The organism is Lentzea sp. NPDC054927, from assembly GCF_053610285.1.
The window spans coordinates 36,339-49,273 of sequence record NZ_JBSGXZ010000028.1; the positions used below are offsets into that span (position 1 = coordinate 36,339).

15 protein-coding genes are annotated in these 12,935 nt (G+C 68.2%); 4 read left to right on the plus strand and 11 right to left on the minus strand.

The features are described 5' to 3' along the window. Positions 1-85: 85 nt before the first annotated feature. From ACWGE0_RS29775 to ACWGE0_RS29795, 5 genes are read right to left on the minus strand one after another with little or no spacing between them, the layout of a single operon-like run. Positions 86-247 (minus strand): hypothetical protein, encoded by a 162-nt coding sequence (locus tag ACWGE0_RS29775; RefSeq protein ID WP_452264206.1) that lies wholly within the window; start codon positions 245-247, stop codon positions 86-88. Further along, the gene (locus ACWGE0_RS29780) at positions 247-588 is read right to left on the minus strand and encodes a hypothetical protein (protein WP_452264207.1); all 342 of its coding nucleotides are present in this window, start codon (positions 586-588) and stop codon (positions 247-249) included. The genes ACWGE0_RS29775 and ACWGE0_RS29780 overlap by 1 nt, the downstream gene beginning before the upstream one ends. After that, positions 588-926, minus strand: coding sequence for a hypothetical protein (locus ACWGE0_RS29785; RefSeq protein ID WP_452264208.1), 339 nt, complete (start codon positions 924-926; stop codon positions 588-590). Before ACWGE0_RS29785 ends, ACWGE0_RS29780 begins: the two co-directional genes overlap by 1 nt. After that, positions 926-1,231, minus strand: a complete 306-nt coding sequence (locus ACWGE0_RS29790) for a hypothetical protein (protein ID WP_452264209.1) — start codon at positions 1,229-1,231, stop codon at positions 926-928. The genes ACWGE0_RS29785 and ACWGE0_RS29790 overlap by 1 nt, the downstream gene beginning before the upstream one ends. Beyond that, a complete protein-coding gene (locus tag ACWGE0_RS29795; protein WP_452264210.1) occupies positions 1,231-1,977 on the minus strand; it encodes a maleylpyruvate isomerase N-terminal domain-containing protein in 747 nt (248 codons plus the stop codon). The genes ACWGE0_RS29790 and ACWGE0_RS29795 overlap by 1 nt, the downstream gene beginning before the upstream one ends. Before the next feature lie 95 nt (positions 1,978-2,072). Here ACWGE0_RS29795 and ACWGE0_RS29800 point away from each other — a divergent pair, with 95 nt between their 5' ends. Beyond that, on the plus strand, positions 2,073-2,396 hold the full coding sequence (locus ACWGE0_RS29800) for a WXG100 family type VII secretion target (protein ID WP_452264211.1): 324 nt from the start codon (positions 2,073-2,075) through the stop codon (positions 2,394-2,396). After that, positions 2,393-4,432, plus strand: coding sequence for an alpha/beta hydrolase (locus tag ACWGE0_RS29805; RefSeq protein ID WP_452264212.1), 2,040 nt, complete (start codon positions 2,393-2,395; stop codon positions 4,430-4,432). The genes ACWGE0_RS29800 and ACWGE0_RS29805 overlap by 4 nt, the downstream gene beginning before the upstream one ends. Before the next feature lie 10 nt (positions 4,433-4,442). Here ACWGE0_RS29805 and ACWGE0_RS29810 read toward each other — a convergent pair whose 3' ends face one another. Continuing rightward, complete coding sequence (locus ACWGE0_RS29810; RefSeq protein WP_452264292.1) at positions 4,443-4,790, minus strand: sterol carrier family protein; 348 nt, start codon at positions 4,788-4,790, stop codon at positions 4,443-4,445. 91 nt (positions 4,791-4,881) lie between these two features. Here ACWGE0_RS29810 and ACWGE0_RS29815 point away from each other — a divergent pair, with 91 nt between their 5' ends. Both ACWGE0_RS29815 and ACWGE0_RS29820 read left to right on the plus strand, forming a co-directional pair. Further along, positions 4,882-6,399 carry a hypothetical protein gene (locus tag ACWGE0_RS29815; protein WP_452264213.1) on the plus strand — a complete coding sequence of 506 codons (1,518 nt, stop codon included), beginning with the start codon at positions 4,882-4,884 and terminating at the stop codon, positions 6,397-6,399. Continuing rightward, positions 6,396-8,075, plus strand: coding sequence for a hypothetical protein (locus ACWGE0_RS29820; RefSeq protein ID WP_452264214.1), 1,680 nt, complete (start codon positions 6,396-6,398; stop codon positions 8,073-8,075). The genes ACWGE0_RS29815 and ACWGE0_RS29820 overlap by 4 nt, the downstream gene beginning before the upstream one ends. On the opposite strand, the gene ACWGE0_RS29825 is transcribed toward ACWGE0_RS29820, so the two are convergent. The 5 genes from ACWGE0_RS29825 to ACWGE0_RS29845 all read right to left on the minus strand — a co-directional run bounded on the left by ACWGE0_RS29825 (position 8,070) and on the right by ACWGE0_RS29845 (position 12,919). Continuing rightward, positions 8,070-9,713 (minus strand): glycosyl hydrolase family 28-related protein, encoded by a 1,644-nt coding sequence (locus tag ACWGE0_RS29825; protein WP_452264215.1) that lies wholly within the window; start codon positions 9,711-9,713, stop codon positions 8,070-8,072. The two genes, ACWGE0_RS29820 and ACWGE0_RS29825, sit on opposite strands and share 6 nt — an antisense overlap. A 56-nt stretch (positions 9,714-9,769) precedes the next feature. After that, positions 9,770-10,576: an ESX secretion-associated protein EspG gene (locus tag ACWGE0_RS29830; RefSeq protein ID WP_452264216.1), complete on the minus strand. Its 807-nt coding sequence runs from the start codon at positions 10,574-10,576 to the stop codon at positions 9,770-9,772. Then, complete coding sequence (locus ACWGE0_RS29835; RefSeq protein WP_452264217.1) at positions 10,573-11,826, minus strand: hypothetical protein; 1,254 nt, start codon at positions 11,824-11,826, stop codon at positions 10,573-10,575. The genes ACWGE0_RS29830 and ACWGE0_RS29835 overlap by 4 nt, the downstream gene beginning before the upstream one ends. A gap of 14 nt (positions 11,827-11,840) precedes the next feature. Then, positions 11,841-12,209, minus strand: coding sequence for a transcriptional regulator (locus ACWGE0_RS29840; protein WP_452264218.1), 369 nt, complete (start codon positions 12,207-12,209; stop codon positions 11,841-11,843). Positions 12,210-12,325: 116 nt separating this feature from the next. Continuing rightward, a complete protein-coding gene (locus ACWGE0_RS29845) occupies positions 12,326-12,919 on the minus strand; it encodes a DUF3558 domain-containing protein (RefSeq protein ID WP_452264219.1) in 594 nt (197 codons plus the stop codon). Positions 12,920-12,935: the final 16 nt, after the last annotated feature.

Here is a 12,935-nt window from a genome sequence, read left to right on the forward strand (position 1 = left end):
CTCACGATGGGGCTGGCTGCAACCCGAGTGTAAGTGGAGCAACGGGTGAACTACCCCCTCCAGACCCCTGGTGAGGTGATGAAACTCATGCCATCCGGCACTTCGAGAGCTGCAGCGGGATCCCGTTGAGGTACGAAAAGCCCACGGACTGCTCCTGCCCATCACAGATGATCTCGGCCTCCCAGCGGCCGAGCCCGCAGCCGGCGAGCACGAGGCAGGCCGCGAGCACCGCGACGGCCTTGCGCATCAAGCCTTCTCGCACTGGAAGAGCTCGGTCTGGACCGAATTGGTCTGCAGGGCTCCGATCGTGCGTTGTTTCGCCAGGCAGACGACTTCGTCGCCGGCCTTCACCTCGCCGTCGATCTCACCGGGATGCACCGAGTCCTTCGAATACTGCCTGCGCACCTGGTCGTCGCCGCCTGGAAGCTGACCCACCAGCTCCATCTGGACCCTCGGCTCAGGCGCGCACGTCGCACAGGGCTGGTACTCGTCCTGCCCGGTCACCTTGAACCGGACCTCTGCCTCCCAGGTGCCGGCGCATCCGGTCAGCACGAGACAACCCACCGCGATGAGAACGATCTTGCGCATCACGCCTTCTCGCAGGACGACAGGTCGGTTTTGATCACGCTGGTCTCGGTGTGGCCGCGGGTCTTCTGCTCGGCCTGGCAGGTCACCTCGTCACCTGCACGCACCTCGCCCCTGATCGAGTAGCGCCTGACCACCTGGGGCGTCACGGTGTCGGGATCCAGGGCGTCGTCCGGCACCTCGCCGAGAAGTTCCAGCCGCAACTGGTCGTCCTTGCGGTCGTAGCCGGACGGCACCTCGTAGATCTTGTCGACCTTGAACCGGACGGCCTGCTTCCACTGGCCGGCCCCACAGCCGGCCAGCACGAGGCAACCCGCGAGCACCGCAACGATCTTGCGCATCAAGCCTTCTTGCAGCTCTTCACGTTGGTGACGACGTTCGAGTCCTCGAACGCGCCACCCTTCTTCTGCTCGACGACGCACAGAACCTCGTCACCGACGGCGGCGCCACCGATGTCAGCCCGCAGCACGGAGTTCCGGCTCAGCCCGTCCGCCTTCAACGAACCGTTCGGTGCGTCACCCACCAGTTCGAGGCGGAAGAAGGTGTCGTCGGCAGACACGATCTTGTAGCGAACCTCGTTCTGCCACGACGCGGCACACCCGGCGAGCAGGAGGCATCCGGCCACGACCGCGATGAGCTTGCGCATCAGTGGCCCTTCCCGACCTCGAGGACGTCCAGCACGTGCTGGTCGCCTGTCATCTCCTTGAGGTTCATGCGGTTCCAGAGCCAGAAGTAGACGAGCTCGGCTTGACCGGTCACCTGTGCGTCGCCTTCCTCGCCGGGGGCAGCGGCACGCGTCTCCGGCACCCCATCAGCCGTGAGGGTGATCAACCACGACTCGGGTACATCGGTCGGCCGCACCACCGCGGTACCGGAGACCTTGCTCGGTGAGTCACCGTCGAGCTTGGCCGCCACGATCGTGGTCAGAACCTCGTCGATGCCGTCGACACAAAGATCGATGTCCGTTGCGACGACCTGCCGGACAACCGTCTGCGCGTCGAACCGACGGAGCACAGTCTCGTGCGCGATGCGTCGGTGCCACACCCACGCGAGGTCAGGTGCTGACGGCGAGAAGGTCCACACGGGGCGATTGCCCGGCACGGCGGTAAGAATCTCTCCGGCTGCGGTGAGCTCGAGGTCGAGGTACTCCAGTGGTGACAACCCGGTAGGCGGCGCTGGTGGCTGCATCGGGTTCCGGCTGCCGGTGCGCAGGTAGGCGGTGGAGGTCTCCAGGAAGCGCGCGAGATGGATGACCAGGTCCTGAACGGTCCACCCAGGACGCGTCGGCACCTCCGCGGCCGGGTCCGCGTCTGCCACTGCCTTGCGGAACATCTCCGCCTGCTCGATGAACACAGCGGTCCACCGCTGGGCCGTCCACCCTGTCTGCACCATGAGCGTCATCGTGCCCCAAACGCGTCACGCATGAGCGGGGAACCGGCCATGATGCTTCTGCGTCGCATGGATCAGAGACCAACCAGGGGGTGGCGATGTTCGGCGTTGAGCCCGAACTGCTGCGCAACGCGTCCAAGGAGTTCGGCAACGGCTCCGACGCGGTGCGCGAGGCGGCGGAGATGATCTCGATGCTCAAGCTCGACGCCGGTGCGCTCGGCGAGGTCGACGCCGCCGCGGAGTTCGCGGACGCGCTGTCGAAGTTCGTCGGCACCCACTCCCAGGATCTTCAGCGCGGTTCGGCTTGGCTCACCGACGCCGCCGACGGCCTCGTGTCGAACGCCGATGCCTACCAACGCACAGATGAAGATCACTCGAACGCGCTGAAGAAGCTCTTCCTGGGACTTGGGGGCGGCAAGTGAGCTACACGGATCCCGAGAGTCTGTACGGCAAGCTCGCCGCGGGAGACGCCGGGCGGATCGCCGCCGCCGCGGACCCGATCACCGGTGCGATCAGCGCGGTCGGACGCGCGGGCCAGTCCGTCGCCAACGGTGGCAAGACCGCGATCAGCAACTGGACCGGTGCCACCGCCACGAAGTTCACCGCGCGCGCCGACCTGTCCGCCACCGCCGCCAAGGCCGCCGGCGAACGTCTGAGCGCTGGTGTCGACATCGTGCAGGCCGCTTCTCGTGCATACGGACAGATGCGGGGCGCGGCCGACCAGGCGATCAGCGTGTGGCGCAGCCGTCCGCCGGGCCTGGACGAGCAGCAGACCCGCACCCTCGCCAACCAGGTCAACGACTCGCTGAACAAGGTCAAGTCCGGCTACGAGAACGTCCTGCGTTCGTACGCGGGTGCTCTCACCAAGATCCCGCCGGGCTTCGAGCAGTCCGCCCGCACGGACTGCGGCTGGGGCCGCGCGGCCGCGCGCACCGGCGCCGGAGGAGCGCTGCCGCCGGTGCCGCCGCCGGGATCCGACCCGAAGACGGTCGCCGCCTGGTGGAACTCGCTGAGCCCCGAGCAGAAGAAAGCGCTGCAGGACACCAAGTACCAGGAGCTCGGCCAGCTCCGCGGGCTGCCCGCCGATGTGCTGCACGCGGCCAACAAGCGGCGCATCCCAGAGGACCGGGCCAGGTTCGAGCAGCAGAAGAACGAGTTGCAGGCGCAGCTCGACGCGCGCGCTCGCGAGCTGGGTGTCACCCCTGGCACACCTGAGGCCGAACGCGCGTTGCGCAACGACCCTCAGGGGTCTCAGCTGATGGCACAGCACGACGAAGCCGCACGGCGCTATGAGAACTCGAAGAACGCCGTGGAAAGGATGCAGGAAGCAGACAAGCTCGCCGGCGAGAGCGGCAAGCAGGCCTACGTCCTGTACTGGAGCCCGGACGGTCCAGGTGCCAAGGAAGGCGCGATGGCCGTGGCGTTCGGCAACCCGGACACCGCCAAGAACCTCGCCGTCGCCGTGCCCGGCACGACCTCGAGCCTCTCCGGTTTCAGCATGGAACAGGCGGCCAACCTCAGTCAGGCAATGGGGCCGGACGGCGCCGCGATCCAATGGCTCGGGTACGACGCACCCGAGTTCGCGCTCGGCCAGGTCAACGACCCGGCGCAGGCCATCGAGGGCGGTCAGATCCTGGCCAAGGACGTCGAGGGCTACCGCGTCGCCAACCCCAACGCCCACGTCACGGTCATCGGCCACAGTTATGGCAGCACGGTGGTCGGCTACTCCGCGATGGACAACGGTCTGAAGGCGGACGACATCGCGTTCGTCGGTTCGCCCGGCGTTGGTGCGTCCAACGTGAACCAGCTGGGGCCGGGCGCCGGGCACGTCTACGTCGGTGGCACCGAGCACGATCCGGTCATCCAAGGCACCAGTGGTGACTGGTTCACGAAGGACGGGTCGTCGACCGGTCCGTACGACTCGTCGTTCGGCGCGAAGCAGTTCGGCACGTCGGGCGAGTCCTGGGTCGGGCACGCGCACTCGTCCTATTACGACAAGGGTTCCGAGTCGCTGGACAACCTCGCGAAGATCGCGACCGGCCATGGCGGTGACGTCAGCGCACAGCGTTGGCAGGACTCGCCCACGCCGGTCGAGGTGCCCGGCTCGAACCTGCCGGGAGTCGGTCCGGTCATCGACTGGGGCGTCAACACCGGCAAGGAGGTCGTCGACATGGGCGAGGACGTCTGGCGCGGTGGCGGCCAGGTCGTCGACGACATCTCGCAGGGCAACTGGGGAGACGCGGGACGGCACGCGCTGGGCACCGCCGGCGAGCTGGGCAGCGACGCCGTCGACGTCGTGGCCGACACCCTGGGCAACGCGACCGAGCTCGGACGTGACGTCTACGAGGGTGGCAAGGCCGTCTACGAGGGCGGTGTCGAGGTCGTCAAGGACGCCGGCGGAGCGATCGCGGACGGTGCGAAGTCGGTCTACGACAACACGATCGGGTCGTGGTTCTGACAGCCCAAGACTAGAAACGCACGACCGGCAGCAGGTGTGACAGGTCGGCTCGGGTCCCGGAGGCGGTGACCCGAGCGCCGTCCAGGGCGTCGGACCAGGCCAGGTCGCCGGTGGCCAGTTCCAGCCACGTGCGGGGATCGGTTTCCACCACGTTCGGGGGCGTGCCGCGGGTGTGGCGCGGGCCCTCGACGCACTGCACGGCGGCGAACGGCGGCACGCGGACCTCGACGGTGCGGCCCGGTGCGATCTGTTCGAGGGTGCGCAGGCTCAGGCGGACGGCGGCGGCGAGAACAGGGCGTTCGGGCTGGTCAGCCTCGCCTCGCAGCCAGGGGAGCACGGCCTGCACGGCGGCGCGCATCTCGGCTGGGTCCACGGCTTTGGCTGGCACGTCGCCCACATTAGCGAAGGGGCAGCGGCGGTCCCTGGGCTGTTGGTATATGTGGGCGGTGATGAGGAACTTCGCCGTCGTCGGTCCCGGGCAGGCGACCAGGGAGCGGTTGACGGCGGCTCTCGCGGCCGCGCCGGACCTGGCCGTCTACCGGATCGGGCGGGGTGCCGACCCGTTGCCCGTCGCGGCCACGTTCGATCCGTCCGACCAGTCGGGGTGCCGGAGTCTGCTGGACTGGTTCGAGCGCGGGGCGCCGTCGGGGGCGGTGCTGCTGGTGGACGACTGGGCCTTGTGCGCCGGGCAGGACCCCGAGCTCGACGGGACCGTGGAGTGGATCGCGGCGTTCGGGCCCGCGCGTGGGGTGCAGGTCGTCGTCACGGCGCGGAGGTGGGCCGATGTGCCGGCCCGGCTGCGCAAGCACATGCTCGGTGAGCCGACGGACTTCCTCGCGTTGCACGAGATCGAGGCCGATCTGAGCAACATGTGGCAGCGCAACGACTTCAGGGCCGCTGCCGGGGTCGACGACCGGGGCTGGCCGGTCAACGCCGAGCTCGCGCTGGGCAGCGCCGTGCACCGCGGCACGCCGGATCAGCTGCTGAGTCTGCTGCTGGGTTTCATGGTCACGCACTCGGCCGACCACGTGCAGTACCTGCTCGTCGACGGCGACGGCACCGGTGTGTTCGAGCCGCTCGCGTTCATGTCCCAGGTCACACACACGATGACACCGGCGGCGGACGACGCGACGGTCATCCGGCTGCTGGACGCGTTCTACGGCGAGATCAACCGGCGCCAGGAGATCGTGCACACCGCCGGGAAGTTCAAGAGCCTCAACGACTACCGGACGGCCCTGGTGAACGGTGCCCCGCTCGACCCGGTCGCGGAGCTGATCGTCTGCGTGTCGGGTGCGAACGCCTTCATCGCCAGGGAACCGAAGTTCCTCGCGGCGCTGCTGATGGGCATGCGGGCCGGCCGGGTGCTGGGCGTGCACGTCATGTTCGCAGGTGAAGTGCCACAAGGACTTCCGTACGAGCTCCCGGAGTGGCCGCTCGCCACTCCCACGTTCGACTTCGCCGAGATGCTTGACGTGCTGCCGGACGTCACCGGCGGCGGATTCGCCTACGAGATCCTGCTTCCGCCGCTGGGCGATCCGCTGACGCTGGACATGCTCCCGCCCGGCGCCGTCGGCCTGATCGACAAGCCGTACGAACACCGCATCGACCCGTTCGTCCCGGACTTCACGGCAGAACTGCGGCACGGCGCCATCGTCGGCGCGCCCGGCACCGGCAAGTCCACGACGCTGCGCACGCTCGCGACCGTTCTCGGCGACCTCAGCGCATACCAGCTGCTCGACGGACCCGGCGAAGCCCTCGACCCGCAACGCCACATCGTCGTCACCGCGCGCACCTGGGACCAGGTGCCGCCGTTCATCAGGGACAGCCTGGCGTTCGGCATCGAGCTCCGCCTGGACGACCCGGACACCTCGCTGATCAACAACCGCAGCGCCGCGCACGTGCCGAACCTGCCCGGCATGGGCCTTTCCGTGCACGACAAGGCCGCCGTCCAGATCGCGGTCACGTGACCGAGCAGATCTACCGCATCGGCCGCGGCACGCCGTCCGAGCCGGTCAACGTGTCGTTCGACCCCGCTGACCACCGCCGCTGCCAGAACCTGCTGACGTGGTTCGAACGCGGCGGCGAACCCGGCGCGGTTCTCCTGGTCGACGACTGGAAGCTGTGCGCGGCAAGCTTTCCCGGCCTCGCGGACTCCGTGCGCTGGATCACCGCGACGGCCAGGAACGTCCGGGTGATCATCGAGGCGGGTGTGCTGAACGACGTGCCGGCGGGCCTTCGATCGTTGGTACGGCTGAACTTCCTGGCCCTGCACGGTTTGAGCACCTTCACCAAGGCCCTCGCGTGGAAGGGCCGGTGGTGGAAGGTTCCGATCGGCGTCGACAGCCACGGCGAACCCGTCGTCGTCGAACTCACCCACTTCGTCGACGGCAAGTGGCGCACCGGATCGCACCTCAGCGTCACCGCGCCGGACGCGTTCCGGAGTCTGGTGCTGGGGCTGATGACAACGCAGTCGCCCAGGCTGTTCCACACGATCTTCATCGACGCGCACGACACGGACACGTTCGCCGGGCTCGACCAGGCACCGCACGTGCAGGCTCATCATCGGAACGCGGCGAGGAATCCCGGACGGCTCGCGGATCTGCTGCTGGCCGAGTCCCAACGCCGGCTCGAGATCGTCGGCAACACCTGGACGATCTTCCACCACCGCGGGTTCGACCAGGTGCTGCCACAACTCCTGGTCTGCATCACCGGGTTCGAGGACATCGCGCAGGCGGACCCGTCGTTCGCCACTGATCTCACGATCATCGCCAAAGACGTTGGCCAGACCGGGATGCAGCTGCTGCTCGACAGCCCGTACGAGGCAGCGGACGTGCGGATCGACGAGTGCACGGTGCCCGTGGACCTCGACGAGATGGCCGTCTCGTTGCCACAGCTGATGCACCAGGACGAGCCGCCGCCGGACTTCTTCACCCTGCACGACATGCCGAACAGGTTCGACAAGCCCCACGCGTGGCGGCCGCGCCCGCTCGCCATGCAGTACCGGGTCGCGGTGGGCGCGGACGAGTACGGCCAGCCGATCGAGATCGACCTCAAGTCCGGCCACCTGCAGGACGGAATGGGACCGCACGGCGAGGTGATCGCACCGGCCGAACGACGTGCGGAAGCCCTGCGCGCGCTGGTTCTCGGCCAGATGCTGCGGCACTCGCCGGACGACCTCCAGGTCGTCCTGATCCCACTCGACGGCAGCAAGGTGTTCGAAGGCCTTGAAGACGCACCGCACGTGCGGTTCGTGGACCTGCTGGAAGACCACGCACAACGCACCAGAACGCTCGCGGACCTCGGCTACCGGAGCATCTGGGACTACCGCGCGGCGCGGTCCGGCGGTGCGGAACTCGCTCCGCTGCCGGAACTCCTCGTCTGCGTGGACGGGCTGGCCGAGGTGCCCCCGGAGTTCCTGGACGTCCTCAGGACGCTGGGCCAGGCCGGACGCACCTACGGCCAGCACCTGCTGCTGTCCGGCCCGGCACCGCTGGGGTTCGACTTCCTGTCGTACCGGCTGGAGTTCACCGGGCAGGGCTGGACCCGGCGCATCAGCAGGTCGGTGGAGAGTCTGGTGCTCCCCACCGACCTGGACGACGTGACGCGATCGCTGCCGCGCGTGATGCGGGCCGCTAGCTCATGAGCGGCGCAACCGCTTCTGCGCGTCGTAGAGGTTGCGAGGCGTGACAGCCGTGGTGCCGTAGAGCTCCAGGCGCGAGTTCAACGGCCCGGTGAAGTCCGGCTTGTCGATCTGACCGAAGTCGCGCACCTCGGAGATCGCCACGGTCGCACTGCACGGAGCGACCTGGTCGATCCGGACGTTGCCTGCTCTCTGGTTCGTCACGGTGACGTTCCAGTGCGCAAACCGGGCTCCGTACAACGGGCCGGCGTTCGCGCTACCACCGTGCGCACCGACGTTGTTGATGGTGATCTCGGTGCGGACGTTGGCGAACGGCAGACCGCGGTGGGTGTCGAAGACGTCGTGATCCATGTGGCCGCGGGTCCAGACGTTGCCGCAGGACAGGCCTTCGACGTTCAGACCGTGGTTGCCCGCACCCGCCTGCGACGGCTCAGAAGGCGCCTCGATCACGAACCCGTCGGTCAGGTTGTCGTGGGACTGCTCGCGCGTCGCGTACGCGTGGTGGTGACCACGGCCCGACACACGCGTGTTCAGCAGCGAGATTCCCTTCGAGGACACCAGGAGGAAGCCGTTGTCGACGTCCTGGACGTGCACGTCGTCCGCCCAGCAGTCCCACGCGCACTGGAACGCGAGACCGTTGTACCCCTTGTCCTGCAGGTGTTTCGGCGTCGGCACCTTGAACATCTCGATCTTGATGCCCTCGACGCCCGCACCCGTGACGACCGGCGCCATCGTGGTCAGCCGCGCCTTCCACTCCGGGCGGATCTCCAGCGGCAACGGCTGCGCGAGCTTGACCCTGTTGCCGCGCACCCACTCCACCCGCACCGGCCACAGGAACGGGAAGTACGACAGGAGCTTGTCCTTGTCGTCCCACTTGTAGGACGTCGTGCCGGGAACATCGCCGCACATGTGCTTCGGCAGCGAGTACTCGGAGTCGTCCAGCCGCAACAGAACGCGCTGACCGGCACGCAGCTTGCGTCCATTCTCGACAGTCACGACGAACGCACCGCGTGCCGCCGAACCGGTCACGGCGGTCAGGGTCGACCCCTGCTCCAGCTCGTTGCCCGTCCAGCCCTCGAACGGCCACTTCTTCGCCTTGATCGCGTCGACCAGCGGCTGGTAGCGGTCGCGGTGGCACACCCACACCAGGCCACCCGACCAGCTCCACGCCGAGTTCTCCGAGCCGTATCGGCTGCGGTTGATGCCGACGATCTCCTCCAGCGACCGGGTCGCGTAGAAGGTCGTCTTCTTGCTGCCCGCGCCGCGCAGCACCACGTTGTCGTAGCCGATGCGGATGATGTCGTCGATCCGGTAGCGGCCCGGCGGCACGTGGACGGTGCCCCCGCCCAGCCGGCCGACGAACTCGATCGCCTTGTTGATCGCGCGGGAGGCGTCGGCAGAGCCGTCCCTGCGTGCGCCGAAGAACAGCACGTTGGCCAGCACAGGGCGGTGAGCAGGCTTTTCGCCCATCCGGTAGCCGGCGTAGGCGATGTTCGGGATCTGCGGGTGGTTGTACGGGTTGGCAACGAACTCTTGCCACAGCGAGGCGGAGGACTGCGCCGAAGCGGTCCCCGGCAATGCTGACGTCCCGACCAGTGCAGCCCCTGTAGCCAGCAGGAACAGCCTTCTGTCGATGCTCATTTCGCCGTCTCCAAGGGGTCTTGGCCACGGCGGCGGTGGTCAGATCAAACCAGACATCAGCCGCCTGCGGAACGAACCGCTTCGGTGATCAGCTCGTCCACCTGGTGCATCATCCGGCGAGCATCGGTCGGCGTGAACGTGCTCCACGGCGGCTGACCGTTGGAGGCACGGCGTTGTTGCAGGTAGCGGCCTTCTTCGGTGTCGAAGAACGCGACCACGCGCTCGGGCCGCCAGCGCTTGCCGTACTTGTCCCTGGCCGCGGCACCGAAGTTCCCGGTGTGCACGATGCCGGTGAACATCTTGATCAACGCCTTGGCGTCGTCCTCGCGCAGGCCGATGCCACGGAACGCGGCCTCCATCGACTTCGGCGACCCGTCGGTCTGCGAGATCGCCTTCTCGATGTCGGCGCTGGGCAGCGTCACGGACAGGCCCGTGCCGGCGGGGTGGGACGGCAGCACCGAGAGCACCGCGGAGGCGAGCCCGGAGCCCGCCCACGGCTGGAACGTCAGCTGGTCGTCCCGCAGCGTCGCCACCGCGCCCCAGTCGCCGTTCGCCACGGCGAGGACGCGCAGGCTGTAACCGAGCCAGAGGCGGCCGTCCGCCTCCCGCTCGGGCTTGACGAACATGCGCAGCAGTCCGTCCAGTTCGGACGAAAGCCCGCGCGAGTTGCCCAGTCGGCGGTGGTCCAACTGCTGGTAGACGCGGTTCTCGAGCTGGATGCGCTCGTCCCGCGTCTTACCGGGAGTGGGAACTTTGAGCACGAGCGGCATGGGACCGACGTTCATCCGGTCCCACAGCACGTCGAACTCCTCGGCGGAGAGAGTGATCGGCTCCCTCTCCGCCGGGCCGCCGAACAAGCTCACTCCGTGAAGCCTCCGATGACGGGAGGCGCGACCATGCGGTCGTCACCGAACACGTCGCCGGTCTCGACCAGGTAGTCGGCCGCCTTGTGCTCGAGGTCGTCCTCGCCCTCGCCCTTCTGGCCCTGCGCACCACCGGCACCAGCGCCGGCGGCACCGCCCTTGCCCGCGGCACCCGAGCCGGAGCCCATGGCACCGCCGCGCATCCCGTCCGGGCCGGCACCCATGCCGGGCATGCCGCCGGGCTTCATCGAGCCCTGCTGGCCGGACGTGCCGAGCGAGCCGGACATCGGGCCGAACGCCTTGCCGGAACCGAGCTGACCACCTCGAACGTTGCCGAGCTGACCACCGCGGCCACCACCGGAACCGCCACCGGGCGTGCCCGTGGCCGGCCGGGTGAACACCGGTCCACCAGGGGTCGGTGTGGGCGTCGGCTGCGGCAGGTTCGTCGGAGGAGGCGTGTTCACCGGCGGCGTGGGCGTCGGCGTCGAAGGAGGCTGCGTCCACGACGTGTGCGTGGTGTCGGTGGGCGGAGGAGGTGTCCAGCCCGTGGAGACCTGCTGCTGCGTGGTCGTCGGCGGCGTCACCCACGACGGGTTCGTGGTGCCGGTGGGGCCCGACGGCGAGGGTGCGCCGGTCGAGCTGTAGCCGACCCGAGTGCTGCCGGTGCCGGTGTCGGTGGGCGGCGGCGTGTCGATGACGACCTGCGGCGGCTGCGGGAACTCACCGAGCGTGGAGGAGTTCCAGCGGCTGTCCGACTGGTAGTCCTCCATGACCTTGACGGCCTGAGCTGCGGCGTTGTCCGCGGCGGCTTCCTGCTTCTCGTGGTCCATCTGCTGGCCCACGACGTGCGCCATGCCGACCGGACCCGTGAGCGCGCCGACCGCCATGTCCATGAAGCCGGGCTTCTCGGTGGTGACCGGAACGACCTCGGGCATCTTCTTGCGCGCGTCGGCGATGAACTCACCCTGCAGGCGCGCGGAGCTCTCCATGGTCGTGGCGCCGCTCTCGGCGAACCCGGCCCACTGGGCCAGCGGCGACAGCGCGCCCTGCGCGGCGTCGGCGGCGTCGGACTCCCAGTCCGCGCCCATCTTCGCCAGCCCGGCGTGCAGGTCGGCGTCGATCTGGGCGAGCGAGGCCGCGATCGTCTTCCAGCCCTGCTCCACCGGGATGGAGGCGGAGACGCCAGGACCAGAGTTGATCATCTTGTACAGCTCGGGGTGTCCGTACCCCTGAAAACGGTGGTCAGTCATCGGTCAGCCCCCTCTCAGTCCCGGTCCCGCAGGTGCTTGCCCCACATGGCCTCGTTGTCACCCTCGGTCTGCCGGTACTGCGTCTCGATCTTCGTGAGCTGGCTGATCACGCCGACGAGCTGCTCCCGGTAGAACCTCATGGCGGCGAGCGCCTTCTCCGAGGTCTGCTCGTTGAAGGCCTTCGAGGTCTCACTGCTGATCGGGTCCTGCGCCCAGGGCTTCGTGGGCAGTTGCTCGATAGCGTTCTTGATCTTGTTGTCGAACTCGTCGAGCGCGTGCTCGAAGGCCTTCCTGGCCTGCGGAATCGCAGAAGGATCCACCTTGAGCTTGCGCTGACCGAACTCAGGAGGCGACGAGCTGCCGCCACCGTCCGCGAGATACACGGAACACCCTCCTCAGTACGGCCCCCCAGTTTTGGGCCGCGTGTGCATTTGAAACGACTTTAGCTCTGATGCATGACGCGAGTGACCGGTTCCCGGTACAAGCCGAGTACTTCTGCTCACTTCGTCGCAAGCACTGCCCCCACGGCCTCCGCGAGCGGTTTGACCTTCTCGCACGCACTGTCCGCAGTGGCCGTACTACCCCATCCCGCGATCACCGAAACCAGCAACAACTGCTCGTCGTGGGCGTCGAAGTAGATCTCGCACTGGGGAGACCCGGCGCCGGACTCACCCTTGGCGAGGTAGGCGGGGTAGCCGGCGACCTTCAGCTCGGTGAGCTGGCTCTCCTTGCCGACCGTCCTCTTCAGCCTGTCGGCACCGCCGTTGACCACCGTGTGGATGTTCCAGGTGAAGTTCCGGTCCTCGAAGCTGGTGCCACATGCCTTGCTGCCCTCGCCGTAGTCCACGTCAGCCGGGGCCGACTGCACGGTGCGGATGGCGAGCGCCGTCTTCGTCTCGGGCGTGACCAGCGAGCACGGGTCGAGCGTCTTCAGGTCGACGGCCTTGGGCCTGTTCACCGGGGCGGTCCCGGCCGAAGAACCGGTCGTCGGCGCCGCGCCGGTCTGGTCTCCCGCGGAGGGCGTCCCCGATTGCGGCGAAGAACACCCGGTCAGGACCGCTGCCAGCACGAACGGGACGGCAATTCGAAGCATGAAGGCCAACGTATCG

What these genes read in the sequence shown, in the direction of transcription:
- ACWGE0_RS29775 (WP_452264206.1), bottom strand. Translation starts at nt 247, where the DNA reads ATGCGCAAGGCCGTCGCGGTGCTCGCGGCCTGCCTCGTGCTCGCCGGC.
- ACWGE0_RS29835 (WP_452264217.1), bottom strand. Translation starts at nt 11,826, where the DNA reads ATGACTGACCACCGTTTTCAGGGGTACGGACACCCCGAGCTGTACAAG.
- ACWGE0_RS29845 (WP_452264219.1), bottom strand. Translation starts at nt 12,919, where the DNA reads ATGCTTCGAATTGCCGTCCCGTTCGTGCTGGCAGCGGTCCTGACCGGG.
- ACWGE0_RS29790 (WP_452264209.1), bottom strand. Translation starts at nt 1,231, where the DNA reads ATGCGCAAGCTCATCGCGGTCGTGGCCGGATGCCTCCTGCTCGCCGGG.
- ACWGE0_RS29810 (WP_452264292.1), bottom strand. Translation starts at nt 4,790, where the DNA reads ATGCGCGCCGCCGTGCAGGCCGTGCTCCCCTGGCTGCGAGGCGAGGCT.
- ACWGE0_RS29815 (WP_452264213.1), top strand. Translation starts at nt 4,882, where the DNA reads ATGAGGAACTTCGCCGTCGTCGGTCCCGGGCAGGCGACCAGGGAGCGG.
- ACWGE0_RS29780 (WP_452264207.1), bottom strand. Translation starts at nt 588, where the DNA reads ATGCGCAAGATCGTTCTCATCGCGGTGGGTTGTCTCGTGCTGACCGGA.
- ACWGE0_RS29800 (WP_452264211.1), top strand. Translation starts at nt 2,073, where the DNA reads ATGTTCGGCGTTGAGCCCGAACTGCTGCGCAACGCGTCCAAGGAGTTC.
- ACWGE0_RS29795 (WP_452264210.1), bottom strand. Translation starts at nt 1,977, where the DNA reads ATGGTGCAGACAGGGTGGACGGCCCAGCGGTGGACCGCTGTGTTCATC.
- ACWGE0_RS29825 (WP_452264215.1), bottom strand. Translation starts at nt 9,713, where the DNA reads ATGAGCATCGACAGAAGGCTGTTCCTGCTGGCTACAGGGGCTGCACTG.
- ACWGE0_RS29785 (WP_452264208.1), bottom strand. Translation starts at nt 926, where the DNA reads ATGCGCAAGATCGTTGCGGTGCTCGCGGGTTGCCTCGTGCTGGCCGGC.